This is a genomic window from Janthinobacterium sp. EB271-G4-7A (genome assembly GCF_020858075.1).
In the GTDB taxonomy this organism is placed as follows: domain Bacteria; phylum Pseudomonadota; class Gammaproteobacteria; order Burkholderiales; family Burkholderiaceae_D; genus Janthinobacterium; species Janthinobacterium lividum.
Genome location: NZ_JACYMI010000004.1, coordinates 24,163 through 51,155 on the forward strand (window position 1 = coordinate 24,163; position 26,993 = coordinate 51,155).

Here is a 26,993-nt window from a genome sequence, read left to right on the forward strand (position 1 = left end):
GCTAACCAATGACGGGGACAGGCAGGGCCGACACTTTCCAGCTGCCTTTGAGCTTGCGCTGCATCAAAGCCGGCAAGGTGCTGGCGTCGGGCGCGCCTTTTTTGGTGAACTTCACCGGCACCAGCAGATAGATGGTGACCTTGTCATCGTCGGCAATGTCTTCTTCCTCGGGCGCCGGATTCCAGCGCTTGTCGATGGCCAGCAGCGCATCGACGCCGTCCGGCCAGGCCAGATCCGCCAGGTGCGGATCGTCGCGCCGCAGCAGCTCGCCCGCGGCCAGGCTGGCCTGATCGAGCGTGCGTCGTCCCAGATGTGCCAGCAGCGCCACCGGAAAGCGCCATGGGCTATGTTCCGTGAAGCCGTGCACGGTCAGCGGCCAGCGGGCCGGCAGGCAGATGGCCAGTTCGGTCATCGGCGATTGCTGGAACAGGCCGGCCGTAAACAGCAGCTTGAAATCGCTCTTGCCATCGATGCAGCTGATCCCCAGCGAAAAGCGCGCGTCGCCGCTGTCCGGGCTGAACACGGCCGGCAGCACCCAGCCGGCGCTGTTGTGCATGAAGGTGCGGATCGCCTCCTGCGGCGAGGCGGCCGCCTGCTGCGGCACGTCGAGTATGCTGACGCCGCCGGCGGCAGCGAGCAATTGGGCGATCGCCGGAAAGCCCCAGCCGGTGGCGATATCGACCGGCGCCTGGTTCCAGCGCGTATGCAGGCGGTTCGGATTGGCGCCCCGCTGCAGCAGCAACGCGACCACGTCCTGATGGCCGCCAACGCAGGCGCTGTCCAGCGGCGACAGGATATTGTCCGGCAGGCCATCGACGGCAGCGCCATGCTCGAGCAGCCAGCGGCAGGTATCGAGATGGCCATGGCCTGCCGCCGCGTCCAGCGGCGTATGGTTGCGGTAACCGGGCAAGGGCAGATCGATGTCCATGCCCAGCGACACGAGCAGGGCGCAGACGTCGCGGCTGCCGGCGGCCGCGGCCAGATGCAGCAGCGACTCGCCGTCATCCATGTTGTAGCGGCGCAAGGTCAACAGCAGCGGCGTGGCCTCGAGCAGGCTGCGCACCTGTTCCACCTGATTCCCGTCCACGGCGTCGCAGAGGCGAAAAAAAGTCTCGCGGTGCTGGTTATACAGTGTGTTATTACCCATTCCTCGTCTCTGCTCGTGGTGGCGGCGCCATCATCAAGCGGAGAATAGCATTTTCTTTCGATTAATCTATGCGATTTAACAACTCCGGTGTGCACCGTGCGGCGACGCGCGTACTGGATGTCATACTGGGCGTTACAAATCCATGATACTGACAGGCAGCACATCGATGCGCATGACCGGATACAGGTTCAGCCGCTCATCCCACGAGGCGTGGCGGCGGGCGAAAAACTCCAGGCGCGCGCGCGGACTCTTTGCAAACGCGGGCTCATCGGCCAGCTTCTGCCGGAACTGCGCCGCCAGTGCCGGGTCGGCCGCCAACTGCGCGCGCGCCACATCCTCGGCCACATAGTCCTCCATGTATTCCTTGCGCTCGAACGCCGTGTTGAAGCTGCCCCAGGCCAGCAGCGAGTCCGGCGCGCGCGGCTCGAGCAGCGCCATCACCAGGCGCGCCTTCGGCTGGTTGACGGGCACGTACAGCACGCAGCTATCGAGCAGGCGCACCTCCTTCTGCCATTCGCCCTGTACCGCCACCGTCTGGCGACCTTCGAACGACTGCGCGCCGAACTTCACCTGCGTGGCGCGGAAGACTTCCACATTCTCCCTGGAGCCGTGGAAGGTCATTTCCTCGTAGGCGATGCCGTGCTGGCGCAATTTGGCGCCCACCATCTTCTCCTGCGCGCATGGCACCAGGTAGCCGGCCTTCGGCGCGGTCACCTGCAGGTCGGGCACGATCTCGTCGCGCAGCGGCACGTTCCAGATTTGCGGCTTCTTTTCGTCATAGCGCGTCATCAGCGCGCCCGACACTTCGGACGGCGTGCGCGTATAGGCATAGCCGCGAAACGCGATCATACGGCTTTTCTCCGTGGTCTTGTAGCTGAGGGGAAACTGGCTGCCGGCCAGCTGCGTCGCGCGCAGGTCCGCCTCCACTGCGGTTTGTCGCCATGCGGCGCCGTGCTGCGCCATCTGCGACAGCAGGGAAACGATGGTGTTGCGCGTGATACGCACGCGGGTCGGGTAGTCCTTCCACGAGTGGGTTTCCACCAGCACGCCGAAACGGTTACGCAACAGGAAATAGCCGTGCGAAAAGCGCGGGTTTGGCGTCGAATCGACAAAACCCGACTGCGGATTGTCTTCTTCGGCAAACGACATGTAGAACGGCTTCGGATCGGAACCCTGCTTTGCCAGGTCGGCCAGCACGCCGTCGCGCAGCGCCGTTCCCGCCGCGCGCAATGCCGCATCGCCCGCGTGCACGGGTTCGACCTGAATCGAGATATCGGGTTCGAACTGGGCGCCGTCCGTCACGTGCAAGTCCACGTAAGCCAGCGGATCCCAGGCATTGACCAGCGCCAGCATGTGCTGCATCTCGGGAGAGTCGGCCTTCATGTAGTCGCGGTTCAAATTGAGATTCTGTGCCGTGCTGCGCCAGCCCATTTCCTTCGGCCCCCGCTGGTTCGGACGGTTCCACGCACCGAAGCGCTCATGGCCGTCGACATTCAACACGGGTACGAACAGTACCACCTGCTTGTCCAGCACGCCGGGAGCCGCCTTGCCCTCCAATATTTCACGCAGGGCCAGGAAGCCCGCATCCTTGCCATCGATTTCCCCCGCATGGATACCGCCCTGCACCAGCAGTACCGGCAGCTTGCGGCGCGCCGCTTCGTCCGGCGTCAGCGCGCCCGTGTTGGAAACGGCCAGCGCCAGCATGCGCCGTCCTTCCGGCGAGCGGCCATACTCGAAGCAGCGCGCCTGTTTCGGGTGGTGGGATTCGAAGCGGAAGCACAAGGCCTCGACTTCCTCGTAGCGTCCCGTCTCCTGGAAACCCGTGTAGTCGGCCACTGTTTTCAGGGAAAACAGCCGCATATCGCGCGCGGCATGCGCGTTGACGGCAAACAGGGACAACATGGCGGCGGACAGCAGGGCGTGGCGTAGCATGGGTCAAACTCCATCGAGAGAGGACAAGCGGGCCATTATAGAGTGGCGCTCAGGTAAAAACGCCGTGGCAAACAAAAAAGCCGGAACAGCGTCAGCTGCTCCGGCCTTGCTCTGGCAAGCGTGAATTACGAGCCGAAGTGGTAGTTGAACTCGACCCAGCCCTGGCGACCCTGCGGGCTGTAGCTGCCCACCGGGTAGTACGGCCAGCCGCCGCTGTCGTCTCGCTTGATCTTGTCGAAGACGTTGTTGACGATCAGCGACAAGGTGGCGCGGTCGTTGATGCGGTACACGGTGCTGATATTGGCCAGCGCCGTCGGCGTCAGATAGGCCGTGCTGGCGGCGTTCGGGATCTTGCCGTAGCGGCTGACCAGCAGGGTATTCGACCAGTCGCCCGCGCTCCAGTTCACGCTCAGGTTCAGCTTGTCGGGCCAATCCATGTTCGTCAGCGATTTCGTCTCGTCGATCTCTTCGTCGCCGACGAATTGCTGCGACTTCTTGCTCAGCACCTTGGCGTAGTTGGCCTTGAAGGCGAAACGGCCGTAGTCCGCCGTGCGCAACAGGTACTTCAGGCTCACGTCGATGCCGCTGCTGCTCTGCTTTGCCGCATTGATCGGATTGACGGTGATGGTCTTGATCTCGCCGGCGCGGTTCAGGGCATTCGCCGCGAAGCGCTCGACGCGGCCCAGGGTATCGACGCAGGTCGGCGAATTGATATCCGTCTTGCCCAGGCGGCAATCGGCTTCGTCGCGCAAGATCTTGTCCGAACTCAGGTTCGTCACGAGGTCATCGATCTTGATGTTCCAGTAGTCGACGGAGACGTCGAAGTTCGAGCTGGGCGACCAGACGGCGCCGACGCCGAACGACTTGCCTTTTTCCGACTGCAGGTCGCGGCTGCCGTTCTGCACATAATCGGCGCCCGGCGACTTGTTGGCAAATTCGCATTTGTCGATGCTCTGACCGGCGGCGCCGCAGCGGTAGTAGTCGGTGGTGCTCGCATAGTAACCGGTGCCGCGCGCCTTGTAGATGTAGTTCATGTCCGGCGCGCGGAAGCTGGTGGCGTAGTTGGCGCGGAACAGCAGCTCAGGCGCGGGACGCAGTTCCAGGCCGCCGTTGTAGGTGAACTTGCCCTCGTGGCGGCCGGCAAAGCTGTAGCGGTCGTAACGGCCGGCCAGGGTACCGGTCAGCTTTTCATGCAGCGGCAGATTCAATTCCGCCCCCAGCGCATAGCGGGTACGCGTGCCAGCCGTGATATCGGATTTGGTGGCGACGTTGAAGTAACCGTCGTTCAGGCGCGCATCGGGCACATTGCTGAAGCCCTGCTTGCCCACTTCGGCGATGGTGGCGATCTTCGCCACGCCGGCGGGCAGCTGGAACAGGTCGCCATTCGTGGACAAGCTCAGGGTATTCGTCCAGGCCTTGTCGTCGCTGTCGGAATTGCCCGTGATGGTGTCGAATTCGGCCGCCGTCACGCGGCGCGACAGGCGGGCCGGATCCGGTGCGTAGATCGGCACGCCGGCAGCGTCGGTGCCCAGTTTCGGTCCCAGGAAGAAGCTGTCGATATTGGCCAGCGCGCGCGGCGTGTGGCTTTCGCTCTTGTACACCGAGGCATTGTAGTTCGCTTCATACTGCCAGGATGACGTGCCGGGAATGCGGCCCTTGGCGCCCAGCGAGATGGCCGTGGCCAGGTCGTCCCACTTGCGGTTGTAGCGCTCCACGCCGCCCATTTCCTCGGGCGATATATAACGCGTCCACGCTTCGTAGCGATTCGTGTTCTGGTTGCGGAAATAGCTGCTGCCCGTCGACGACGACGTCCACGTCGGGCCGCGCGTGTTGTTCTCGGTCGAGTTCTTGCCGATCAGGAAGTCGGCGAACAGGGTCGTTTCCGGCGACAGCTCATAGTTGGCGCTGCCGAACACGTTCTGGCTGCGGTTCTTGGTTTGCGTGGTCCAGTAAGTGGGGCCGACTTTCGGGCTGGCGCAATAGCTGCCGTTCTTCGCCTGGTACTTGACGACGCTGCCGCCGAACAGGTCGCCGAACTGGTTGCAGGTATCGCCCAGGTCCACGTAGCTGCCGGAGGTGCCCGCCTGGACCACGCGGCGCGAGGCGATATTCGTCGGCGTGCCCGAACGGGTGGCCATGAAGTCGCGCTGCAGGCTCGACAGCGGATCGCGCTGGCTCAGCTCCAAGCTGAACAAGGTATGCAACTTGTCGAAATTGCCGCCGCCCGTCAGTTGCACGCGCTGGTTGCCGGCGCCGCCACGCGTGGTGCCGCCCGCCTTGACATTGATATCGAAACCTTCCGTCTGCTTTTTCAGGATGACGTTGACCACGCCGGCGATCGCGTCGGAACCATAGATGGCCGAAGCGCCGCCGTTGAGGATCTCGATGCGGTCGACAATGCTCGACGGGATATTCGCCAGGTTGGTGAAGTTGACCGTGCCTTCGTAGGCGACGGGGAAGTCGGCCAGGCGGCGACCATTGAGCAGGATCAAGGTGTGGTTCGGGCCCAGGCCGCGCAAGCTGATGGTATTGGCCGACGGCGTGAACGTATTGCCGAAGTCTTCGCCTTGCGTAAAGCCGCTGTTCTGTACCTGGTTGGTCAGCGCATCGAAGACGTTCTTGTACCCTTGCTTGGTGATTTCATCCCCCGTCAGGATGGTGACGGAAGACGGGCCTTCCAGGCTGGCGCGGGGAATCCGCGAACCGGTGACCACGACGGCTGGCGGGGTGGCCGCCGGCTGCTGATCCGCTGCGGGCGCTTGCGTTTGCGCGTGCGCCTGCCATGCGGAACCGCCCAGGATGGCCAGTACGGCTACGGTGAGCGGTGGTAACTTGAATTGTATAGGCATCTTTGCGCTTCTCAAGGTTAGGGAGAAGGCGGAAGATATCAAAATGCCAGTAATTACAGAACGAATGGATTCATCTTTCTATATATCAAAATTGTTATATAGAAAGATTTATGAGCAGAAAAACGCCACGCCCCTAGCCTGGCACATGGCAGGAACATGCGCCTTAACGGCGAATGATGGCAATTTCCTTGTAGGCCGGGCGCAGCAGGCGCGTGGCCGTGTCGGCCGGACTCTCGATTGAACCCAGCAGTCTAAGCGCGCCCGCGGCCGGCGTGCAGCTGCCACTGCTGCGGTAGCGCAGCGCCGCCGCCAGCATGCCTTCGGCCGCATCGCCCAACTGGTGCTGGTAATCGTCCGCCACGTCGCAGGTCGGCGCCATGCCATCGGCAAAGTCGCCAAAGCCCTTGGCATTGACGCCCTGGAACTGCACGGCAAAATACGTGGTGCCGCAATTCGGCGCGGGAAAGAAACCGTAGGGCTTGCCGCACGTCGTGCCGCCGATCAGGTTGACCTGCACGTCCACGCCGCGCAAGCCGTTGATGATCGCTTCGCTGGCCGAACAGGTATTGCCGGTTGTCAGCAAGGTCACGCGCTTGAGACCCAGGGAGGGCAGTGGCGTTCCCTTGGCGAGGGGATTCGGGCCGCCGAAGCCCTGGCTTTGCGCATGGAATGGCACGGGCGCTTCCGGCCGGGTCTTGTCATTGAAGAGCACCTGCTCGAAGGTCTTGCCGGTAGTAACTTGCGGGCCAGCAATCATGTAAGCGAGTTCACTGGCGACATCCAGATATCCGCCGCCGTTGTAGCGCACGTCGAGCACCAGGTCGCTGATGCCGGCCGCCTGGAAGCGGGTCATGGTCTCGACCAGCTGGCGTTCGGCCACATTGTTATGCGTATTGAAGGTCAGGTAGCCCACCTTGCCCGTGGGCGTGTCGATGATGCGCTCGTTCTGCACGGCGCTGGTGCTGACCTCCACCGCCTGCAGGCTCACGGAGATGGGCGCCCCGTTGCGGCTGAACGCCAGCGTATGCGTGCCTTGCGCTGCAGGGAAGAGGCCCGCGTTGAGGATATTGACGCTGGCCGTGTCGGGGGCATTGACGAAATCGACGCCATCGACGGTTTGCAGCACGTCACCGCGCCGCAAGCCCGCCAGTGCCGCCGGCGAGCCTGGCTCGACAATGGTGACCACCGCCTTGCGCGGCGGCGTGGTGCGCGTCAGCGCCAGCAGCATGCCGTAGCCCAGTTCCACGCCATTGAGCGAGGCTTCCCATTCCGCCGTCGTATACGTGAAATGGAACTGGTCCTTCGGCTTGCCGGACGCCGTCGTGGCCGTCGTTTTCAGCACATCGAAGTACGCCTTGGCCGTGGTGAAGCTTTGCGGCAGGTAGGTGGTCGGCACTTCGCGGTACCACAGATACGTTTCATCGATCCAGCTGCGCACCCACGTCTGTTCATTGAGCAAGGTGCCCGGCTTGTCGATGCTGCTGCCGCTGCGCGGCGCCTCGCAGCGGTTCGCCACCGTGGATGAAGCGACCAGCGCCGTCGGCCCGGTTGGCGTCAAGGGCGGGACGACGGGCGCGCCGTCGCTGCTGCCTCCGCCGCCTCCGCAGGCACTCAACACTAATACGAAGGAAACAGCGAGGGAACGACGGCGCAGGGAATGCATGACAAACTTTCCGAAAAGAAATTATCTAAAAATTATAATGCGTTTTCCCGGCAGGCGTTGTTTTCTTTGACACAAAAAAATGGCGCCCGCAGGCGCCATTGCTACAGCGTGGAGTTCACCCCATCAAGCCACGGTGGCCGCCACGGGCGCAGCCACGACGGGCGGCAGCGGCGTCGGCGCATTGAAGGCGATCAGCAAACTGGCTTCCTTCTCTTTCGCCGCCTTCAAATGACGCTCCTTCACATGGCCATAGCCGCGGATGTCTTCCGGAATGCTGGCAATCGCCACTGCTTGCGCCAGCTTGGCCGTCGTCAGTTTCGGCAGCAAGCCGCCTACCGTCGCGCGGTACTCAAGAATCAGCGCGCGCTCCATCTTGCGCTCGGCCGTATGGCCGAACACGTCGAAGGCCGTGCCGCGCAAGCCCTTGAACTTGGCCAGCACGCCAAACGCCTTCATCATCCACGGGCCGAATTCCTTCTTCACCAGATGGCCCTGGGCATCCGTCTTGGCCATGATCGGCGGCGCCAGGTGGAACTTGAGCTTGATGTCGCCTTCGAACATGGCGGCGATCTTCGCCTGGAAGGCGCCGTCCGTGTACAGCCGCGCCACTTCATACTCGTCCTTGTAGGCCATCAGCTTGTAGAAGTAGCGGGCCACGGCTTCCGTCAGGCGCAGCTGCGGGCCATTCAGGGCGCTTTCGGCGGCGCGCACCTGGCCGACGAAGTCCAGATACTGCTGCGCATACGCGCGGTCCTGATAGGCCGTCAGCAGGGCCACCCGTTTTTCGATGATGTCGTCGAGCGTGTCGATGCGCTTGAATTCCACCACCTTGGCTGGCGTTGTCATGCGTACCAGGCTGGCCGTATCGTGGGCGCCGGCGCGGCCCCAGTTGAAGGCGGCCTTGTTGAACGCCACCGAGACGTTGTTCAAGTCGATGGCCTTCATGATGGACGCTTCGCTCAATGGCACTTTGCCCTTTTGCCAGGCGTAGCCCAGCATGAACATATTCGTCGCAATCGAGTCACCCATCAGCGCCGTGGCGATCTGGCCCGCGTCGATGAAGTCCACGTGGTCGCTGCCGCACGCCTTTTCGATTTCCATGCGCGCGGAAGCGCCGGGGAATTGCCAGTCAGGGTTCTTCACGAAGGCAGCCGTCGACGAACTGGTCGAGTTGATCATGGCCCAGCTGCGTCCTTCACCCATGCGCGACAGGGCGTCGCGGCTGGCCGTGACGATCAGGTCGCAACCGATGACGAGATCGGCCGCACCGGTGCCGACGCGCGTCGAGTGGATATCTTCCTGGCGGTCCGCCAGGCGCACGTGCGACATGACAGGGCCGCCTTTTTGCGCCAGGCCGCTCATGTCCAGCACGGAACAGCCCTTGCCTTCCACGTGGGCCGCCATGGCCAGGATCTGGCCGACGGTGACGACGCCCGTGCCGCCGATGCCGGTGACCAGAATGCCGAACGGCTCGGCCGTCGATGGAATCTGCGGCGTCGGCAAGGCCGGCACTGCTGGCGCATCCTTGTCGGCGGCAGCCGCTTTCTTCGGCTTTTTCAGGCCGCCGCCTTCCACCGTCACGAAGCTGGGGCAGAAGCCCGTCGTGCACGAGAAATCCTTGTTGCAGGACGACTGGTTGATCTGGCGCTTGCGCCCCAGTTCCGTTTCCAGCGGCTCCACCGACAGGCAGTTCGATTGCACGGAACAGTCGCCGCAGCCTTCGCAGACGGCTTCGTTGATGACGGCGCGCTTGGCCGGGTCCGGGTATTCATTGCGTTTCCGGCGGCGGCGTTTTTCCGAGGCGCAGGTCTGGTCGTAGATCATGGCCGACACGCCGGGCATGTCGCGCAGTTCGCGCTGCACGTCCATCAGTTCCGAGCGGTGGCGCACGGTGACGCCTTCGGCCCAGGCGTAATCGTCCGGGTATTTTTCCGGTTCGTCCGTGACGACGATGATGGGACCGACGCCTTCGGCGGCGATCTGGCGCGAAATGATGGCCGGAGACAAAGGCCCGTCGAATTCCTGGCCGCCCGTCATGGCCACCGCATCGTTGAACAGGATTTTATAGGTGATGTTCACCTTGGCCGAGACGGCCGCGCGGATGGCCAGGATGCCCGAGTGGAAATACGTGCCGTCGCCGAGGTTGGTAAACACGTGCTTTTCATTCGTGAACGGCGCCTGTCCCACCCACGTGACGCCTTCGGCGCCCATGTGGGTAAATGTCGACGTTTCGCGGTCCATCCACAGCACCATGTAATGGCAGCCGATGCCGGCCAGCGCGCGCGAGCCTTCCGGCACCTTGGTCGAGCTGTTGTGCGGGCAGCCGGAGCAGAAGAACGGCGTGCGGTCCTTTTGCGGATCGGGTTTCACACTGATGGCCTTGAGGACGTTTTCCTTCGCTTCCAGGTAGGCGATGCGCTCCTTCACGCGCTGCTCGACCGGATGACCCGCGTAGTAGCGCGAAATGCGGCTGGCAATCGCGCGCGCGATCATGGCCGGGTTCAGCTCATACGTGGCCGGCAGCAGCCAGTCGCCGTGGCCCGTGCCCTTCTGGTTGCTCCATTCGCCCGTGTCGTCGAACTTGCCGACCACGCGCGGACGCTCGCCGTCTTTAAGGTTGTAGAGTTCTTCCTTCAGCGCGTATTCGAGTATCTGGCGCTTTTCTTCCACCACGAGGATCTCGTCGAGGCCCTTGGCGAATTCGTGCACGCCGTCCGCTTCCAGCGGCCAGGTCATGCCGATCTTGTACAGGCGGATGCCGATATCGGACGCCGTCTGCTCATCGATGCCCAGGTCGGCCAGCGCCTGGCGCGTATCGAGGTAGGATTTGCCGGCCGTGATGATGCCGATACGCGCCTTCGGGCTGTCCCAGATGATTTTATTGAGCTTGTTGGCACGCGCATACGCCAGCGCCGCATACCACTTGTAGCTGTTCATGCGCACTTCCTGCTCCAGCACCGTGTCGGGCCAGCGGATGTTCAGGCCACCGGCCGGCATCTCGAAGTCGGTCGGCAGGGTGATCTGCACACGGTCCGGGTCGAAGTCGACGGCGGCGCCCGACTCGATGATGTCGGTCACGCATTTCATCGACACCCACAAGCCCGTGTAGCGGCTCATGGCCCAGGCGTGCAAGCCGTAGTCGATGTATTCCTGCACCGACGACGGATACAGCACGGGAATGCCGCAGGCGTTCAGGATATGGTCGGACTGGTGCGCCGTGGACGAGGACTTGGCCGCATGGTCGTCGCCGGCCAGCACCAGCACGCCGCCGTGCTTGGCGGAGCCGGCATTATTGGCGTGCTTGAATACGTCGCCGCAACGGTCGACGCCGGGGCCCTTGCCGTACCACATGCCGAACACGCCATCGTATTTCGCGTCTTCGAACAGATTCGTTTGCTGCGTGCCCCAGACGGCCGTGGCGGCCAGGTCTTCATTCAGGCCCGGGTGGAATTTGACGTGGTGCTCATCGAGGTATTTCTTGGCCTTGATCGCCGTCATGTCGACGGACGTCACAGGCGAACCGCGGTAACCGGTGATGTAGCCGGCCGTATTCAGGCCAGCCTTCAGGTCGCGCTCGCGCTGCAGCATGGGCAGGCGGATCAGCGCTTGCGTGCCCGTCATGAAGGCGCGGCCACGCTCCAAGGTGTATTTGTCGTTCAGGGAAATTTCAGACGCGTGCGCGCCCGGCTCAAGACTCGAGCCCTTGATTGGTGCATTCATTACTTGTCTCCATTATTCTCTGTGCTACGCGTGCAAAGTCGGTTGAACTCACACGTACCGGCCGCGCTTTGTGAGCATGCCGGTGCGGAAAAATGACTTGTTTGTCGTAGACTACCACAGGAATGCGCGCAGTTCTTTGCTGCGCTGCACTCCCGGGCCGGTACTCTTTTTACTACTATTTGTTACAAAGCAACATTACGCCGCGTTCGTATCTTTCAGCACGCCGCGCTTGATCTGGTCCAGCTCGATCGATTCGAACAGGGCGCGGAAATTGCCTTCGCCGAAGCCCTGGTCGCCCTTGCGCTGGATGATCTCGAAGAAGATCGGGCCGATCACCGTCTGCGTGAAGATTTGCAGCAGCAGTTCGCGTTCGTTTTCCGTGCTGTGGCCATCGATCAGGATGCGCAGGCGGCGCAGTTCTTCCAGCTGCTCGCCGTGGTTCGGCAGGCGGCGGTTGACCAGCTCATAGTATGTTTCAATCGTGTCCTGGAAATCGATACCCGTATCGCGCATGCCTTGCACGGAGCCGTAGATATCATCGGTGCCCAGCGCGATATGCTGAATGCCTTCGCCATGGTACTGGTCCAGGTATTCGGCGATCTGCGACTTGTCGTCCGACGATTCGTTGATCGGGATGCGGATCTTGCCGCATGGCGAAGTCATGGCTTTCGACTTCAGGCCCGTATGCTTGCCTTCGATATCGAAGTAGCGCACTTCGCGGAAGTTGAACAGGTTTTCATAGAAACCGGCCCATTCCTTCATGCGGCCACGGTGCACATTGTGCGTCAGGTGGTCGATATAGGTCAGGCCATGGCCGACCGGGTTGGCGACGGCGCCGGGAATGGCGACGAAGTCGACGTCATAGATGCTGATGTCGCCGATGCCGCCTGGTGCGGCCGCGTCCGGCTTATCGGCGCCCTTGCCGCGCCAGCGGTCGACGAAGTACAGCAGCGAATCGCCCACGCCCTTGATGGCGGGGATATTCAGCTCCATCGGACCTGTTTTGTTATCGAAACCCCAGGCGCCCAGTTCCAGCGCGCGGCGGTACACGAAGGCCGCGTCGTCGACGCGGATGGCGATGGCGCACACGGACGGGCCGTGATGGCGGGCAAAACGCTGCGCGAACGAATCTTGTTCGGCATTGATGATGAAATTGATGTCACCCTGACGGTACAGGGTCACATCCTTGTGGCGGTGGCGCGCGATGGCCGTGAAGCCCATGTTCTCGAACAGCTTGCCCAATGCTTTTGGGTCTGGTGCTGCATACTCGACGAACTCGAAACCATCGGTACCCATCGGGTTATCCCAAGGCTGAAATTGCATGATGTCTCCTCCAAGAAGTAGCGCACAGTATAGGCGCGGTCTGTGGGCATTAAATGCCAAAGATCTCCCGAACAATCATGATTTGCGCAATAATATTGCGTGAAACAAGAACCACCGGAGGAAGCATGAGCAAAATTACGCTGGATAAAACGGATCGCAAGATCCTCGCCGTCCTGCAGGCCGATGGCCGCCTGTCGAATCAGGACGTGGCCGAGCAGGTCAGCCTGTCGCCGTCGCCATGCTTGCGCCGCGTCAAACGGCTGGAAGAAGCGGGCGTGATCCGCCAGTACGTGGCCCTGCTGGACCCGGAAAAGATCGGCCTGGGCTTGCTGGCCTACGTGAACGTGCGGCTGGAAAAGCACAGCGACGCCACCGCGCACAGCACGGCGCGCGTGCTGGCGCCCAATCTGGTGACGAACACGTCGCCGCGCGCCGACTTCGCCGTGGCCGTGGCGCAATGGCCGGAAGTGGTGGCCTGCTATGCGATGACGGGGGAGATGGATTACCTGCTGCGCGTGCACGTGGAAGACATGGAGCACTTTTCGCGCTTCATGATGGCGACGCTGCTGCGCCACCCGGCCGTGCTGGATGTGAAATCAAGCTTTGCCTTGCAGCGCATCAAGGATACGACGGCCCTGCCCTTATTGTGATGGCGGCCCGGGCTTCTTCTTACGCCCCGGCAAGCGATCCCACAGTTTGAACGCGGCGCGCGCGTTGGCCTTGAACGTGTAGTCGAACATGGCGAACTGTTCCTGCACGGCTTCCTGCAGCATGCTCGACGGGTTTGGCGGCAATAGTTTCAGGTATGCATCGGCTTCGCCATAGTCGCGCTGGATTTCCATGCCCGCCTTCTTGGCGATATGCATCATCGTCTTGTTGGACGACAAACAATGCATGTACAGGGTATCGACATCGTTGTTGCGGCAGTGGATCGCCGCCCGTTCGAACAGCTTTGAACCGACCCCCATGCCGCGCATGGATTTCGACACGGACACGCCAAACTCGGCCACCTGTTCCTTGTCCGTGACGATACTTTTCGCCGGCGACTTGTCCTTCGGCGCGAACGCCAGATGCCCCACCCCCACCAGCTTGAACAGGCTGTTGTAGACGCCGTAGATCATGTCGCGCGAGAAATCCATCTTCTGCACGTACTGAGCCACCAATTCATCGGGCAAGGCGCTGCCGAAGCGCAGCAGCCGGTCGCTTTTCTCGAGCGACAGGAAATGCTTCATCATGCGGCGCCGGTCGCGCTCATGCAACTGCTTGACGAGCACGGTCGGACGCCCGCCGCCGCTACGGCTGAGCCAGCGGCGAAACGGGTTTTGAAACAATTTGGGCAGGGTCATGGCAGTTCCCGACTGCTGATCACGTTCGTGACGGCCTCGACCCGCGCAGCATGGATGACGGCCGGAATGCGCTTCGGTTCCTGTGCGCACGCTTGCGCCAGCGCACCCGCATCCACTCCGCGCACGGCCGCCAGCATGGCTTGCAGCCAGGCGGACTGTGGAAACACGGGATCCCGTGCATGCACATCGCAGGCGATGGCGTCCAGCATCTGCACGAAACGCTGCGGCTTGCGCAGTCCGTCACAGCGCTCGCACAAGCTCACCAGTTCCTCGGCGCTCAACGCCAGCGCGCCAGCGACCGCCGCCTGCTCGCGCGCCGCCATCACCGCCAGCTCGCGGCAGTCGTTGGGCACGCGCAGGCGCTCGCTCAGCGCGTTGATCTGCGCCAACGGCACAGCCAGCATCAGTACAGCAAAGCGCACGGGCAAGTCATGACCTTGCGCGGCGGCATGGTCGATCACGTGCAGCAAGCGTTCGCTCAGCGCGATTTCCCCCATGATGCGCGCCAGGGCACCGCACTCGTGCAGCACCGTCAGCATGCGCGAAGGATGGCTTTCCATCAGCCCCTTGGCCACTTCCTGCCACACGCGCTCGGCCACGAGGGCGTCGACTTCGCCATCGGCCACCATGCGGCGCATCAGCTCCATGGTGGCGGGTGCGACAGTGAAAGTATGAAAACGGGCGGCAAAGCGGGCCAGGCGCAAGATGCGCACGGGGTCTTCGCCAAACGCGTCGGAGACGTGGCGGAAGATTTTGTTGCGAATATCCTCGATGCCGCCGAACGGGTCGGTCAAGGTCCCGTCCCCGGCTTGCGCGATGGCGTTGATGGTGAGATCGCGCCGCACCAGGTCGTCTTCCAGCGTGACGTCGGGCGCCGTATGGAAGACGAAGCCCCGGTAGCCGGGCGCCGTCTTGCGTTCCGTGCGGGCCAGGGCGTATTCTTCCTGCGTCTTCGGGTGCAGGAAGACGGGGAAATCCTTGCCGACGGGGCGGAAGCCCTGGCGCAGCATGTCTTCCGGCGTGGCGCCCACGACGACGTGGTCGTGGTCTTTCACGGGCAAGCCCAGCAGTTGGTCGCGCACCGCGCCACCGACCGTGTATATCTTCATAACACTCTTTTCTTAATCAGGCAGTTCCGCGTCGTGCTTGGCAGCGACTTCCGTTTCCGCCAGCGCTTCCGTGATCCAGCGGGCCACGGCCGGGTGCGCCTGCACGCGCTCGCAATACGCATTCAGGGCCGGCGCCAGGCTCACACCGTACGTGCGGAAACGCATGACGACGGGCGCGAAATACGCGTCGGCGATGGAAAAGTCGCCAAACAGGAACTGGTGGTGGCCAAAGCGGGACAGACACTCTTCCCATATTTCGCTGATGCGGCCAATGTCGGCCTGCGCGGCGGCCGTGCGGCCCCGGCCCGGCAACTTCGCCTTGATATTCATCGACATATCCGTGCGCAAGCCGGCGAAGCCGGAATGCATTTCCGCGCAGACACAACGCGCCATGGCGCGCGCGGCCACGTCTTGCGGCCACATGTGTTTATCGGGAAACTGCTCGGCCAGGTATTCGCAGATGGCCAGGCTGTCCCAGATTGTGATCTCGCCGGCCAGCAGCACGGGGACCCGGCCGCAGGCGGAATACTCGGCAATTTTGGTGGCCGTGTCGCTCTGGTCGAGCAGCACGCGCACTTCCTGGAACGGGATGCCGAAGGCCGTCATGGCCACCCACGGGCGCATCGACCACGATGAGTAATTCTTGTTGCCGATGATGAGGGTCAGGCCCGGTTCGCGCGCGGCGGCCAGGGTTTGCGTCAGGCTGGGATCAAGGATGGTCGTTTGCATGGTCGGCGTGCTTTAGTTGGATGATGGCAAATCGGCAGAAACAGCGCTGTTTTTCGGCCCCACGGTACCCAGGCGCGCTTTCAGCGACTGCGGGCTCTTCTCGAAAAGGGCCGCGTAATAGGTGGCGTTGGCCATCACGTTTTTCACGTAGCCGCGCGTTTCCGTGTACGGAATGATCTCGGCAAAGACGGCGCCTTCCAGTGGACGCGTCATGGTGGCGCGCCAGATGCGCAAGCGCCCCGGCCCCGCGTTGTAGGCGGCGCTGGCCAGCACTTGCGAACCGTCGAGACCGCCAAGCACCATGTTCAGGTAATTCGTGCCCAGCAAGACGTTGGTGCGCACGTCGCTCAAGGTTTCCGTAACGAAATCGGTAAGGCCGATCTTCTTGGCAACATAACGGGCCGTCGACGGCATCACCTGCATCAGGCCGGATGCGCCCACGTGCGACTGCGCATCCATGATGAAGCGCGATTCCTGGCGGATCAAGCCATATACCCAGGCTTTATCCAGGCCCAGTGTTTGCGTGGCCGGATGCATGACGTCGTCATGCGGCGTCGGGTAGCGCTGCGTATAGTCCACTTCCAGGCGCGTGCGGTCCGAGGTGTTGACCATGCGGTCGAGCACATTGTTCTGGCGCGCAAATTCCGCGGCCGCCAGATGCTGGCGGTCCGTCATCGAACGCAATTCCCAGTTCCACTCGCGCGTGCCTTCAAAGCGCAAGCGCATATTGAAAAATTTCAAGGCACGCTGCAAGCCCGGATTGGCAGCCATGGCGGCGATTTCCGTGGGCGAGATCGGCTGGCCCGGCGGCGGCAAGATCAGGTGGTTGCCCAGCTCTTCATTGGCCAGCAAGCCATAGAAATTCGATTGCTCGGAAATCGTGCGGTACAGGGCGTCCGCCTGCGGGTTCGGGCGACCCGGCGTTTCCGCCTGCTGCGCGCGCGCCAGCCAGTAGACCCAGGTGGGGTCGGCGCGCAGCGAGGCCGGCATGGCCTGGATGGAAGACTTCACCACGGGCCAGTTGCCTTCGCGCAAGGCGATACGCGCCTTCCACTGCATCTGCTCCTGGGTCAAGGGCGCGCCATTAGTTTTTTGCCAATATTCAAATGCTTCCGGTGCCAGCGAATACGACGCTTGCAAGGCCAGGCTGGCCCAGCCGATGGCCTGTTCCTGCGGCGTCAGCTGCGCGCTGGCCTTTTGCAGGGCCACCACGCCCAGTTTCAAGGTGCTTTTCGCCATGCGGCCGACGGCCACCAGGTACATCTCGTGGTCGGCGCGGCTGGCGCCCGGTCCCTTGGCCAGCACCAGCGCCGGCAAGTCGATGGCTTGCGCCATCTTCGCGTCGGACGCGCCCAGCAGCAGCGCGATGCGGCGGGCCGGGCCCGTGGCATTGGTCTGGCCCGCCAGGCGGATCTGCGCCCACAGGTCATTCGTGTCAAACTGGCCATTTTGCGCCAATGCCGCGATCAGGCTGCCGCACGCTTCGCCATAGCCGGGCGGCGAGACGAGCAGGTTGCGCGCTTCGGACGCCACGTTCTGGCCCTTGGCGGCGCGCGACATCAGCGCGTAGCACTTGAGCTGGGTGTCATCGTCGAGGGCGAATTGCGGGTATTGCTCATCGAATACGACCCAGTCGCGCTTGCGGCCCAGCTCCAGCAGCCAGTCGTTGCGGAAACGGTCGGCGATGGCGCTGCCCTTGTAGCGGTTCAGGTAATCGCGAAATTGCGCCTCGGTCAGCAGCTTGATGCGCGGTTTCAGCCGATAATAGTCAACATACGATGGAATCTGGTAATTCGTCAGGCGCCCCGCATAAAAGTCGGCTTTTTCGACGTCATCCTTGCGCGCGGCGTCGCGCAGCAGCAGGAAGGCATCGTCCTCGCTGCGCGTGTCGGGGGCGGCTGGGGCTATGGTGGCCGATACCTGGGCCAGGGCTGCCAGGGGAGACAAGGCCGATGCAACACACAGCATCGTGCCGGCAATCCATTTCAGTGGGGAAATCAATGTACGACTCTCAATCTTAACTTGATGGTGATATGAATAGCGACCCTAGAATAACATGCGATCCGGCTGCACGGCCACCCATTGCGCCACAGGACAAAGCCGGCTTGCGCAAGGCCCTGCTGGCGGCCCGGCGCGCCCTGCCCGACGCCACGCGAGTAACGTGGGATGCGGCCATCGCGCAGCGCCTGCTGGACTGGTGCGCGCAGGAAAACATCGAGGAACTGGGCGTGTACTGGCCCCTGCACGGCGAGCCGGACTTGCACGGCGCCTATGCGCAGCTGGCCGCGCGCGGCGTGCAATTAAGCTTGCCGGTGGTACTGGAAAAACATGCACCGCTGGCCTTTTCCAGCTGGACGCCCGGTGAGCCCATGGTCAAGGATGGCATGGGGGTGGCCGTGCCGGCCCGATTACGCCTGCGCCCGGCACCCGCCACCCTGCTGGTGCCATGCCTGGGGTTTAATGGGGAGCGCTACCGGCTCGGTTATGGCGGCGGCTATTACGACCGCACCCTGGAGCAGGTCCCCCGTCCGCGCACCCTCGGTATCGCCTATGCCTGCCTGGCGGCAAGCGTTCCCAACGGCGAATACGACATCGCCCTCGATCACATCGTGACCGAGGGCGATCTGTTCTGATAACAGCAGAACGATTTACTTCACCAGGCGCTGCCACAGTGCGGTCGTAGGCGCCGCCTGGTTCATGCTGTAGAAATGTAAGCCTGGCGCGCCGCCTTCCAGCAGACGCTCGCACAAGCCCGTCACCACGTCCAGGCCAAACGCCTTGATGGACGCGCTGTCGTCGCCGAAGCTGGCCAGTTTCAGACGCACCCAGCGTGGAATTTCCGCGCCGCACATGTCCGAAAAGCGCATCAACTGCGTGTAATTCGTGATCGGCATGATGCCGGCCACGATAGGCACGTTGATGCCCATCTTCTGCGTCTGCTCGACAAACTGGAAATACGCGTCGGCATTGTAGAAGTACTGGGTAATGGCGGCATCGGCGCCGGCCTGCACCTTGCGCGCAAACGCGTTCAGATCGTCCTGCGGCGAACGGGCTTGCGGGTGCACTTCCGGATAGGCGGCCACTTCGATATGGAAATGGTCGCCCGTCTCGGCGCGGATGAATTCCACCAGCTCGTTGGCATAGCGGAACTCGCCCGAGGCGCCATAGCCGCTCGGCAAGTCACCGCGCAAGGCCACGATACGGTTCACGCCCGCCGCCTTGAAGTCGGCCAGCACGGCGCGGATCGATTCGCGCGAACCGCCGACGCAAGACAGATGGGGCGCGGCCTGTTCGCCGGCCGCCAGGATCTCGCGCACGGTGTCCAGCGTACCCTGCTGCGTGGTGCCGCCGGCGCCAAAGGTCACCGAGAAATACTTCGGATGCAATTCAGACAACTTGACACGCGTGGCGCGCAGCTTTTCCGCCCCTTCCGGGGTTTTCGGCGGGAAAAACTCAATACTGAAGTTATGCTTTTCCATCGTCGTTACTCAAAAGTAAGGTCGACAAGGCCCAGGAAATGATGCTGTACAGGATGGCACCACCCACGGCAGACCAGAAACTGGCGACATGGAAACCATCGATCACCTGCGCCACCAGCCAGAACAGGAAGCCGTTGATGATCAAAATGAACAGGCCCAGCGACAGGAACGTCACGGGCAGGGTCAGCAAGATCAGCAAAGGACGGATCAGCGCATTGACCAGCCCCAGCACGGCAGCGGCCAGCAGCGCGGTCCAGCCGCTGCTCATCGTCACCGAGTGCATCAGGTAAGGGACGGCAAACAGGGCTGCCGCATTGATAAACCAAATCAGTAGCAAGCGCATTTCTCTAGCCTGTCAAAAAAGAGGGCAAGCCGGCATAGCCGGCCTTTTCAAAGTACACCGATCAGTATTGTTGCCTCAGGAACCGTAGCGAGCGGATGCGCGGCGTGGCCGAGAAGCGCAATTGTGCTGTAGCACAGTGAGCATCGCCGGCCGCGCCCCGCGCCGCGCCGCAGGTTCATGAGGCAACCATCTTAGTAACGGTAGTGCTCTGGCTTGTATGGACCTTCCGTGCGCACGCCGATGTAGTCGGCTTGCTCTTGCGTCAGTTCCGTCAGCTGCGCATTCAACTTTTTGAGTTGCAAACGAGCGACTTTTTCATCCAGGTGTTTTGGCAGGGTGTACACGCCGACCGGGTAGTTGGCCGTGTTCGCGTACAGTTCGATCTGGGCGATCGTCTGGTTGGCGAACGACGAACTCATCACGTACGACGGGTGGCCCGTACCGCAGCCGAGGTTGACCAGGCGGCCTTCGGCCAGCAGGATGATGCGGCGGCCCGACGGGAAGATGATGTGGTCGACTTGCGGCTTGATGTTTTCCCACTCGTATTGCTTCAGCGAAGCAACGTCGATTTCATTGTCGAAGTGACCAATGTTGCAGACGATGGCCTGGTCTTTCATGCGCGTCAGGTGATCGTGCGTGAGGATATGGTAGTTGCCGGTGCAAGTCACGAAGATGTCGCCGTGTTCACACGCGTAATCCATGGTCACGACGCGGTAGCCTTCCATCGCCGCCTGCAGTGCGCAGATCGGATCGACTTCCGTTACCCATACCTGGGCCGACAGGGCACGCATGGCCTGGGCCGAACCCTTGCCGACGTCACCGTAACCGGCGATGACGGCCACTTTACCGGCGATCATCACGTCGGTGGCGCGCTTGATGCCATCGACCAGCGATTCGCGGCAGCCATACAGGTTGTCGAATTTCGATTTCGTGACGGAATCGTTCACGTTGATCGCAGGGAAAGCCAGCTTGCCTTCCTTGTGCATCTGGTACAAACGGTGCACGCCGGTGGTGGTTTCTTCCGTCACGCCGAGGATTTCCGGCAAACGCTTCGAGTACCAGGTCGGGTCGGCCAGCAAGTGTTTCTTGATCGAGTTGAACAGGCAGATTTCTTCTTCCGAGCCTGGATTGGCCAGCACCGACAGGTCGGTTTCCGCGCGCACGCCCAGGTGCAGCAGCAGGGTCGCGTCGCCGCCATCGTCGAGGATCATGTTCGAGTAGACGGCCTTGCCGTCCACGTTCGGCCATTCGAAGATGCGGTGCGTGTATTCCCAGTAGTCGTCCAGCGACTCGCCCTTGACGGCGAAGACTGGCGTGCCGGCGGCAGCGATGGCGGCGGCGGCGTGGTCTTGCGTCGAGTAAATGTTGCACGATGCCCAACGCACTTGCGCGCCCAGTGCTTCCAGGGTCTGGATCAGCACGGCGGTCTGGATGGTCATGTGGATGGAACCGGTGATGCGCGCGCCTTTCAGAGGCTGCGCTGCCGCGAATTCTTCGCGGATGGCCATCAGGCCAGGCATTTCCGTTTCAGCAATCTTGATTTCTTTGTCGCCCCATGCGGCCAGAGTGATATCGGCGATGGTGTAGTCGTGTTGCGATTTGAGTACGGCGTTCATCACGCCCTCCTTTCAGTTGTTGAAAAAGGTACGTGAGCGCAGTTGCAGGATATTCCGAGCCTGGCGAATTTCTTCGTCGCAACGCTCCTCGGACACGGGATTTTATCATTGTCAAGGCCGCCGCGCCAGCCTGTTTGCACGGCATTGCCACGTAACAACACATAAAAAAAGCGCCCGCGGCCAGCAGGCCGGGGCGCTTTTCTTGCAAATCCGACTAGATTACTTCAGGCCGGCAGCGTCGCGCAGCAGGGCGACCTTGTCCGTGCGTTCCCACGTGAATTCCGGCTCTTCGCGGCCGAAATGGCCGTAGGCGGCGCTCTTCTGGTAGATCGGGCGCAGCAGGTCGAGCATTTGCACGATGCCTTTTGGACGCAAATCAAAGTGCGCCAGCACCAGCTTGGCGATTTCCGCATCGGGAATCACGCCCGTGCCTTCCGTGTAGACGGTGATGTTGATCGGCTTGGCCACGCCGATGGCGTAGCTGACCTGCACCTGGCATTGACGCGCCAGGCCGGCCGCGACGATGTTTTTCGCCACGTAGCGGGCAGCATAGGCGGCCGAACGGTCGACTTTCGAAGGATCCTTGCCCGAGAACGCGCCGCCGCCGTGCGGGGCTGCGCCACCGTAGGTGTCGACGATGATCTTGCGGCCGGTCAAACCGCAATCACCTTGCGGACCGCCGATGACGAAACGGCCCGTCGGGTTGACGAGGAATTTGGTCTCCGTCAGCCATTCGCGCGGCAGGATCGGCTTGATGATCTCTTCGATGACGGCTTCTTCGATCTGCTTGTGCGAAATTTCCGGCGCATGCTGGGTCGACAGCACGACCGTGTGCACGCCGACCGGACGGCCATCGACGTAGCGCAGGGTCACTTGCGATTTCGCGTCCGGACGCAGCCATGGCAAACGGCCATCCTTGCGCAGCTGCGACTGGCGCTCGACCAGGCGGTGCGCGTAGTGGATGGCGGCAGGCATCAGCTCGGCCGTTTCATCGCAGGCGTAGCCGAACATCAGGCCCTGATCGCCAGCGCCTTGATCCAGGTCAATCCCCGCACCTTCATCGACGCCTTGCGCGATGTCCGGCGACTGCTTGTCGTAGGCCACCAGCACGGCGCAACCCTTGTAGTCGATGCCGTATTCCGTGTTGTCGTAACCGATGCGTTTGATGGTTTCGCGCGCAACTTGAATATAATCCACATTGGCGTGGGTGGTAATCTCGCCAGCCAGCACCACCAGACCCGTGTTGCACAGGGTTTCGGCAGCCACGCGGGCGGCTGGATCCTGGGTCAGGATGGCGTCAAGGATGGCGTCGGAAATTTGATCGGCAACCTTGTCGGGATGGCCTTCCGAAACGGATTCGGAAGTGAAGAGATAGTCGTTTGACATTGCAAGCTCCTGTTTACTATGTGAATGTTCTGTCGCAGTAAAGAGGATTTTGCCTGCGACGCTTTAGCGAGATTTATATTCCGCATCGCAAGTTGTCTATTAACTCAGCGGTTACTGCATACGTGGTATTTTACGCTTCTTAAAAAATTTTGGCACGGCAACACGCCATTCCTGGAAACCGCTTATACATGTTAGTCCCAATTTTCCGCTTCCTGTCCATCTTTCCCCTGCCCGTCCTGCATGCCCTGGGCACTGCGCTTGGCTGGGTGATTTACGCCATTTCCCCGTCCTACCGCCGCCGCATGCGCGAGAACATGCAAGGTGCGGGGTTTTCGCAACACTTGCACGCGGCCGTGGCCGAAGCGGGCAAGAGCGTGCTGGAATTGCCCTTCATCTGGTGCGCGCCAGCCGAGCGCGTGGCGCGCCATGCGACGGTGGAAAACTGGGAACTGGTGGAAAAAGCGCTGCAGCACGGCCGCGGCATCGTCTTCCTGACGCCGCACCTGGGCTGCTTTGAAATCGTCGCCCAGCAAATCGCGCTGCGCACGCCGCTCACCGTGATGTACCGTCCGCCCAAGCGCGCCGCCTTGAAACCGCTGATCGAAGGGGCCCGCGCGCGCGAAAACCTGATGCTGGCGCCGGCCAACATGTCGGGCGTACGCATCTTCGCCAAATGCCTGAAAAAAGGCCAGCCCATCGGCCTGCTGCCCGACCAGGTGCCGCAGGAAGGCGAAGGCGTGTGGGCCGATTTCTTTGGCCGCCCCGCCTACACCATGACCCTGCCCGCCAAGCTGGCGCAGATGGGTGGCGCCGAAGTCATCATCACCTACGCCGAACGCCTGCCGGGCGGGCGCGGCTATGTCGTGCATTTCGTGCCCTTCACCGAGTCCCTCGACAGCACCTCGGCCGAGCAGGCGCGCACCATCAATGCAGCCATGGAACAATTGATCGCGCGCAGCCCGACGCAATACCTGTGGAGCTACAACCGCTATAAAGTGCCGCGCGGCGCACCGCCGCCCACGCCCGCGACGCCGAATGCCGCCGGGGAGCAGGCATGAGACTGCTGATCGCCTTCATGTGGCTGCTGCACTGGCTGCCCTTGCCCATCCTCGGCCGTTTCGGCGTGGCCGTCGGCAGCCTGCTGTTCATCGCCATGCCCACGCGGCGCAAGATTGCCCTGACGAATCTGCGCCTGTGCATGCCGGAATTGACGGAAGCCCAGCGCGTGGCGCTGGCGCGCCAGCATTTCCAGGCCTATTCGCGCAGCGTGTGGGAACGCAGCATCCTGTGGTGGTCGTCGGAAGCGCGCCTGAACCGCCTGATCAAAAAGGTGCCCGCCTTCCCGGGCCAGCAGATCGCGGCCAAGCCGACCATCCTGCTGTGTCCTCACTTCGTCTGCCTCGACGTGGCAGGCGCCGCCACGGCCATGGAAATTTCCGCTTCGTCGATGTATGTGCAGCAAAAGAACGCCGCCTTCGACCAGGCCTTGCGCAACGGCCGTTCGCGCTTCAAGCCGCCCAAGCTGTTTACGCGCCAGGACGGCATCAAGACGATTCTGCGTGCGCTGCGCGACGGCTTGCCGTATTTCATGCTGCCGGACATGGATTTTGGCGAAAAGGATGCGGAATTCGTGCCCTTCTTCGGCGTGCCCGCCGCCACCCTGACGGCCACGGCGCGCCTGGCGCTGGCCGCCAAGGCGCAAGTCATTCCCGTCATCGCCACCTTCCTGCCCAATTACCAGGGCTGGCAAGTGACCTACTATCCAGCGTGGGATGACTATCCGGGCGACGACATCACGGCCGCCACGCGCCGCATGAACGCATTCATCGAAGAGCGCGTGCGCGAAGCGCCGGCCGAGTATTTCTGGACGCATAAACGCTTCAAGACGCGTCCGGAAGGCGAAGCGTCGTTCTATAACCAGCACAAGTGATACGGCAGACCATGAAACTCCAATTTACCAAAATGCATGGCGCCGGCAATGACTTCATCGTCATCGACGCCATCCATCAAGATATCGACTTCACGCCAGCCCAGTGGCAGCGCCTGGCCGACCGCCGTTTCGGCATCGGCGCCGACCAGATCCTCGTGGTGGAAAAACCGCGCCTGCCCGGCTGCGATTTCCGCTACCGCATCTATAACAACGATGGCGGCGAAGTCGAGCAGTGCGGCAATGGCGCGCGCGCCTTCGTCAAGTTCGTCAGCGAAAAAGGGCTATCCAGCAAGGACAGCATCCGCGTGGAAACCATGGCCGGCGTCATCGCGCCACGCCTGGAGCCCGATGGCAGCATCACAGTCGACATGGGCGCGCCCGTGCTCGACCCCGCGCTGGTGCCGTTCGATGCAAACGGGCTGGACGGTGTAGCGCAAGGCAACGACACCTTGTGGCCGCTGGACCTGGCGCTGCCGGGCCAAACGTCGCCCGTGCTGGTGTCCGTCGTCTCGATGGGCAATCCGCATGCCGTGCAAGTGGTCGAGGATGTCGATGCGCAAGACCTGGAAGTGACCGGCCCGCGCATCGAGCACCACCCGCGCTTTCCCCGCAGGGTCAACGCCGGCTACATGCAGATCGTCGACCGCCAGCACGTGAAACTGCGCGTCTTTGAACGGGGTGCGGGCGAAACCCTGGCGTGCGGCACGGGCGCCTGCGCCGCCGCCGTGGCCGGCATCCTGCGCGGCTTGCTCGATTCCCCCGTGCGCATCAGCGCGCGTGGCGGCGAACTATCGATCGCCTGGCAAGGCGACGGCCATCCCGTTTTGATGACGGGCCCGGCCGTGACCGTGTTCGAGGGCACGATCGAGCTGTAAACGGGTGAAAGTGAGCAGTCATAGTCAGGCCGCCAGGAACTGCTGTTCCTGTGCGACATCGAGTTCGGCCAGGTAGCACTTCAGGCGGTACAGGCGCTGCCGGTAATTGCCTTCCGGCCCCGCCACACCGCAATCGACGCGCTCGAACAGGCGCACCACCTGATCGAGCAGCTGGCGCTCCTGCGCCGTGCGGATCAGTACCAGGCGCCGCTTGCCGCGCCCATGTGTGGCACTGATATCGATCAACAGACAATGTCCCTGGTCAGCCGCGTGGATATCGAGCAGCAGCGCCTCGGCACGCGACAGATGGAAGCAGCGCGCCAGTTCCAGCCGCGCCGCCAGCAAGGGGTGGCTCTGGCCCAATTGCCGCAAGTGCCCATCGGCCTGCATGGCGGCGCACTGGCCCCAGTCGCCGGCTTCGCCCTGCGGCGCGATCTTTGCCAGCGCCGCCTCCGCTTCACTGCTGCCTTGCGCCTGCGCCTGCAGCAGCCAATACGCGGCCCGCACATCATTGTTGACGCCATCGCGGCGATTGCGCCAGGCATGCATGCCGCACTCGAGCTGGGCCGGGCCATGCCCCAGGTCGGCGGCACGCTCCAGGCAGGAATGGGCTTCGACCACATTGCGCTGGGAAAATTCCGGTTTCGTGTAGATGCGCGACAGCACGAACCAGGCTTCGGCCAGCCCCTGCTCGCCAGCCTGCGTCAGCCAGCGCACGGCACGCTTGAAATTGGCCGCGCCATTGCGCGTGGCCAGCCGCTGGCCATGGGCATCCATGCGCGCATAGCCGAGCCCCAGCTCCAGCTGCGCCGTGCGGTCGCCGCCATGCGCTGCCAGCTCGCAACACTGCCAGCCTTCGGCGTCGCCGCCAGGCGCCAATGCCTGGGCACAACGCGACAGCAACAGCACCTGCTGCGCGTCGAGGGCGATCGTGCGCGCACCGGCCGCCGCCTGGCGCTGCAGCAGCTCGCGCGCCAGCGGCAAGCCTTGCGACAGGAATCCGGCCTGGTTGCCCTGGCGCCATGCCTGCTCCAGCCAGGCGTGCAGCGGCGCGTCGCCATCGATGGCTTTCTCGCCAGCCAGGCCGGTGTCCCGCCCGGCAGCGGCAAGCGAGCCATCTTGCATGGATAACAACCATTGTGCATCGGGCAAGCCGGCGTGCACGGCGGCATCCAGGGCCACGCGCGCCTTGGCGCGCAGGGATTCACAGTGACTGGCGGCATTGCCCAGCACCAGCTGCGCCAGCACCAGGCCCGCCTGCACCAGGCCTGCATCGAACGCCTGCGCGTAATAGGGAATCAGCGCCTTGGCTGCCGGTTGCGCCACTTCGAACGGCACGTGCGTGCCAATCAGCAAGCACGCTTCCTCGCTATCCTCCTGGGCCGCCCGCGCCAGCCAGTGCAAGGCCGTGGGCAGGCTTTGCGGCACACCCTGTCCAAACAGATACACCCGTCCCAACGCCAGCTGGCAGGCAACATCGCCCGCACGTGCGCCCTTGATCAATCCTAATGTTTCGCGATTTGCCATCGATTCTCGATATTGAGTC

Annotated in this window: 20 protein-coding genes and 1 riboswitch; of the genes, 5 read left to right on the forward strand and 15 right to left on the reverse strand. The window is 62.6% G+C overall.

All coding sequences use genetic code 11. The annotated features are described in order from the left end of the window. Position 1 precedes the first annotated feature (1 nt). The 6 genes from IGS58_RS22985 to hppD all read right to left on the reverse strand — a co-directional run bounded on the left by IGS58_RS22985 (position 2) and on the right by hppD (position 12,634). Positions 2-1,147, reverse strand: a complete 1,146-nt coding sequence (locus IGS58_RS22985) for an ankyrin repeat domain-containing protein (protein ID WP_230522799.1) — start codon at positions 1,145-1,147, stop codon at positions 2-4. 132 nt (positions 1,148-1,279) lie between these two features. Beyond that, the gene (locus tag IGS58_RS22990; RefSeq protein ID WP_070258590.1) at positions 1,280-3,079 is read right to left on the reverse strand and encodes a M14 family metallopeptidase; all 1,800 of its coding nucleotides are present in this window, start codon (positions 3,077-3,079) and stop codon (positions 1,280-1,282) included. Between the two features lie 125 nt (positions 3,080-3,204). Beyond that, complete coding sequence (locus IGS58_RS22995; protein WP_230522800.1) at positions 3,205-5,928, reverse strand: TonB-dependent receptor plug domain-containing protein; 2,724 nt, start codon at positions 5,926-5,928, stop codon at positions 3,205-3,207. A gap of 163 nt (positions 5,929-6,091) precedes the next feature. Continuing rightward, on the reverse strand, positions 6,092-7,591 hold the full coding sequence (locus tag IGS58_RS23000; RefSeq protein ID WP_230522801.1) for a S41 family peptidase: 1,500 nt from the start codon (positions 7,589-7,591) through the stop codon (positions 6,092-6,094). Positions 7,592-7,714: 123 nt separating this feature from the next. After that, positions 7,715-11,311, reverse strand: a complete 3,597-nt coding sequence (locus IGS58_RS23005; protein WP_070258584.1) for an indolepyruvate ferredoxin oxidoreductase family protein — start codon at positions 11,309-11,311, stop codon at positions 7,715-7,717. 195 nt (positions 11,312-11,506) lie between these two features. Beyond that, on the reverse strand, positions 11,507-12,634 hold the full coding sequence (hppD, locus tag IGS58_RS23010; RefSeq protein ID WP_034783523.1) for a 4-hydroxyphenylpyruvate dioxygenase: 1,128 nt from the start codon (positions 12,632-12,634) through the stop codon (positions 11,507-11,509). Between the two features lie 125 nt (positions 12,635-12,759). Here hppD and IGS58_RS23015 point away from each other — a divergent pair, with 125 nt between their 5' ends. Beyond that, positions 12,760-13,284 (forward strand): Lrp/AsnC family transcriptional regulator, encoded by a 525-nt coding sequence (locus IGS58_RS23015; protein ID WP_034753092.1) that lies wholly within the window; start codon positions 12,760-12,762, stop codon positions 13,282-13,284. Here the strand turns inward: IGS58_RS23015 and IGS58_RS23020 are convergent. Genes IGS58_RS23020 through IGS58_RS23035 form a run of 4 tightly spaced genes read right to left on the reverse strand, consistent with a single transcriptional unit; the run spans position 13,276 to position 17,819 of the window. After that, positions 13,276-13,980: a GNAT family N-acetyltransferase gene (locus IGS58_RS23020; protein WP_070258582.1), complete on the reverse strand. Its 705-nt coding sequence runs from the start codon at positions 13,978-13,980 to the stop codon at positions 13,276-13,278. The genes IGS58_RS23015 and IGS58_RS23020 overlap by 9 nt on opposite strands. Further along, entirely contained in the window at positions 13,977-15,089 is a 1,113-nt protein-coding gene (locus IGS58_RS23025) for a multifunctional CCA tRNA nucleotidyl transferase/2'3'-cyclic phosphodiesterase/2'nucleotidase/phosphatase (RefSeq protein ID WP_099395426.1), read from the reverse strand. Before IGS58_RS23025 ends, IGS58_RS23020 begins: the two co-directional genes overlap by 4 nt. 12 nt (positions 15,090-15,101) lie before the next feature. Next, the gene (locus IGS58_RS23030) at positions 15,102-15,818 is read right to left on the reverse strand and encodes a glutathione S-transferase family protein (RefSeq protein WP_034783529.1); all 717 of its coding nucleotides are present in this window, start codon (positions 15,816-15,818) and stop codon (positions 15,102-15,104) included. Positions 15,819-15,830: 12 nt separating this feature from the next. Beyond that, entirely contained in the window at positions 15,831-17,819 is a 1,989-nt protein-coding gene (locus tag IGS58_RS23035; RefSeq protein ID WP_230522802.1) for a lytic transglycosylase domain-containing protein, read from the reverse strand. A gap of 104 nt (positions 17,820-17,923) precedes the next feature. On the opposite strand from IGS58_RS23035, the gene IGS58_RS23040 reads away from it, so the two are divergent. Then, positions 17,924-18,451: a 5-formyltetrahydrofolate cyclo-ligase gene (locus tag IGS58_RS23040; protein WP_230522803.1), complete on the forward strand. Its 528-nt coding sequence runs from the start codon at positions 17,924-17,926 to the stop codon at positions 18,449-18,451. 15 nt (positions 18,452-18,466) lie between these two features. Here IGS58_RS23040 and metF read toward each other — a convergent pair whose 3' ends face one another. The 4 genes from metF to metK all read right to left on the reverse strand — a co-directional run bounded on the left by metF (position 18,467) and on the right by metK (position 22,642). After that, entirely contained in the window at positions 18,467-19,297 is an 831-nt protein-coding gene (gene metF / locus IGS58_RS23045) for a methylenetetrahydrofolate reductase [NAD(P)H] (protein ID WP_034783533.1), read from the reverse strand. Beyond that, positions 19,284-19,640, reverse strand: coding sequence for a phage holin family protein (locus IGS58_RS23050; protein WP_034783534.1), 357 nt, complete (start codon positions 19,638-19,640; stop codon positions 19,284-19,286). Before IGS58_RS23050 ends, metF begins: the two co-directional genes overlap by 14 nt. A gap of 191 nt (positions 19,641-19,831) precedes the next feature. After that, positions 19,832-21,256, reverse strand: coding sequence for an adenosylhomocysteinase (gene ahcY / locus IGS58_RS23055; RefSeq protein WP_070258574.1), 1,425 nt, complete (start codon positions 21,254-21,256; stop codon positions 19,832-19,834). Positions 21,257-21,283: 27 nt separating this feature from the next. After that, positions 21,284-21,352: riboswitch (S-adenosyl-L-homocysteine riboswitch) on the reverse strand. Positions 21,353-21,475: 123 nt separating this feature from the next. Beyond that, positions 21,476-22,642, reverse strand: a complete 1,167-nt coding sequence (gene metK, locus IGS58_RS23060; RefSeq protein WP_034783537.1) for a methionine adenosyltransferase — start codon at positions 22,640-22,642, stop codon at positions 21,476-21,478. A 188-nt stretch (positions 22,643-22,830) separates the two neighbouring features. Between metK and IGS58_RS23065 the strand changes: the two genes are divergently transcribed. From IGS58_RS23065 to dapF, 3 genes are read left to right on the forward strand one after another with little or no spacing between them, the layout of a single operon-like run. Continuing rightward, positions 22,831-23,700 carry a lysophospholipid acyltransferase family protein gene (locus tag IGS58_RS23065; protein WP_230522804.1) on the forward strand — a complete coding sequence of 290 codons (870 nt, stop codon included), beginning with the start codon at positions 22,831-22,833 and terminating at the stop codon, positions 23,698-23,700. Then, complete coding sequence (locus IGS58_RS23070) at positions 23,697-24,572, forward strand: LpxL/LpxP family acyltransferase (protein WP_034783539.1); 876 nt, start codon at positions 23,697-23,699, stop codon at positions 24,570-24,572. Before IGS58_RS23065 ends, IGS58_RS23070 begins: the two co-directional genes overlap by 4 nt. Positions 24,573-24,583: 11 nt before the next feature. Then, positions 24,584-25,447, forward strand: coding sequence for a diaminopimelate epimerase (gene dapF / locus IGS58_RS23075; protein WP_070280036.1), 864 nt, complete (start codon positions 24,584-24,586; stop codon positions 25,445-25,447). Between the two features lie 24 nt (positions 25,448-25,471). Here dapF and IGS58_RS23080 read toward each other — a convergent pair whose 3' ends face one another. Continuing rightward, on the reverse strand, positions 25,472-26,974 hold the full coding sequence (locus IGS58_RS23080) for a tetratricopeptide repeat protein (RefSeq protein WP_070258569.1): 1,503 nt from the start codon (positions 26,972-26,974) through the stop codon (positions 25,472-25,474). Between the last annotated feature and the right edge of the window lie 19 nt (positions 26,975-26,993).

Bases quoted from the DNA above. Each gene is read 5' to 3' on its own strand.
- IGS58_RS23030 (WP_034783529.1), bottom strand. From the start codon at position 15,818: ATGCAAACGACCATCCTTGATCCCAGCCTGACGCAAACCCTGGCCGCC.
- IGS58_RS23050 (WP_034783534.1), bottom strand. From the start codon at position 19,640: ATGCGCTTGCTACTGATTTGGTTTATCAATGCGGCAGCCCTGTTTGCC.
- IGS58_RS22990 (WP_070258590.1), bottom strand. From the start codon at position 3,079: ATGCTACGCCACGCCCTGCTGTCCGCCGCCATGTTGTCCCTGTTTGCC.
- IGS58_RS23020 (WP_070258582.1), bottom strand. From the start codon at position 13,980: ATGACCCTGCCCAAATTGTTTCAAAACCCGTTTCGCCGCTGGCTCAGC.
- IGS58_RS22985 (WP_230522799.1), bottom strand. From the start codon at position 1,147: ATGGGTAATAACACACTGTATAACCAGCACCGCGAGACTTTTTTTCGC.
- IGS58_RS23025 (WP_099395426.1), bottom strand. From the start codon at position 15,089: ATGAAGATATACACGGTCGGTGGCGCGGTGCGCGACCAACTGCTGGGC.
- IGS58_RS23070 (WP_034783539.1), top strand. From the start codon at position 23,697: ATGAGACTGCTGATCGCCTTCATGTGGCTGCTGCACTGGCTGCCCTTG.
- IGS58_RS23080 (WP_070258569.1), bottom strand. From the start codon at position 26,974: ATGGCAAATCGCGAAACATTAGGATTGATCAAGGGCGCACGTGCGGGC.
- IGS58_RS23065 (WP_230522804.1), top strand. From the start codon at position 22,831: ATGTTAGTCCCAATTTTCCGCTTCCTGTCCATCTTTCCCCTGCCCGTC.
- dapF (WP_070280036.1), top strand. From the start codon at position 24,584: ATGAAACTCCAATTTACCAAAATGCATGGCGCCGGCAATGACTTCATC.
- IGS58_RS23000 (WP_230522801.1), bottom strand. From the start codon at position 7,591: ATGCATTCCCTGCGCCGTCGTTCCCTCGCTGTTTCCTTCGTATTAGTG.
- hppD (WP_034783523.1), bottom strand. From the start codon at position 12,634: ATGCAATTTCAGCCTTGGGATAACCCGATGGGTACCGATGGTTTCGAG.
- ahcY (WP_070258574.1), bottom strand. From the start codon at position 21,256: ATGAACGCCGTACTCAAATCGCAACACGACTACACCATCGCCGATATC.
- IGS58_RS23015 (WP_034753092.1), top strand. From the start codon at position 12,760: ATGAGCAAAATTACGCTGGATAAAACGGATCGCAAGATCCTCGCCGTC.
- metK (WP_034783537.1), bottom strand. From the start codon at position 22,642: ATGTCAAACGACTATCTCTTCACTTCCGAATCCGTTTCGGAAGGCCAT.
- metF (WP_034783533.1), bottom strand. From the start codon at position 19,297: ATGGAAAAGCATAACTTCAGTATTGAGTTTTTCCCGCCGAAAACCCCG.
- IGS58_RS23005 (WP_070258584.1), bottom strand. From the start codon at position 11,311: ATGAATGCACCAATCAAGGGCTCGAGTCTTGAGCCGGGCGCGCACGCG.
- IGS58_RS22995 (WP_230522800.1), bottom strand. From the start codon at position 5,928: ATGCCTATACAATTCAAGTTACCACCGCTCACCGTAGCCGTACTGGCC.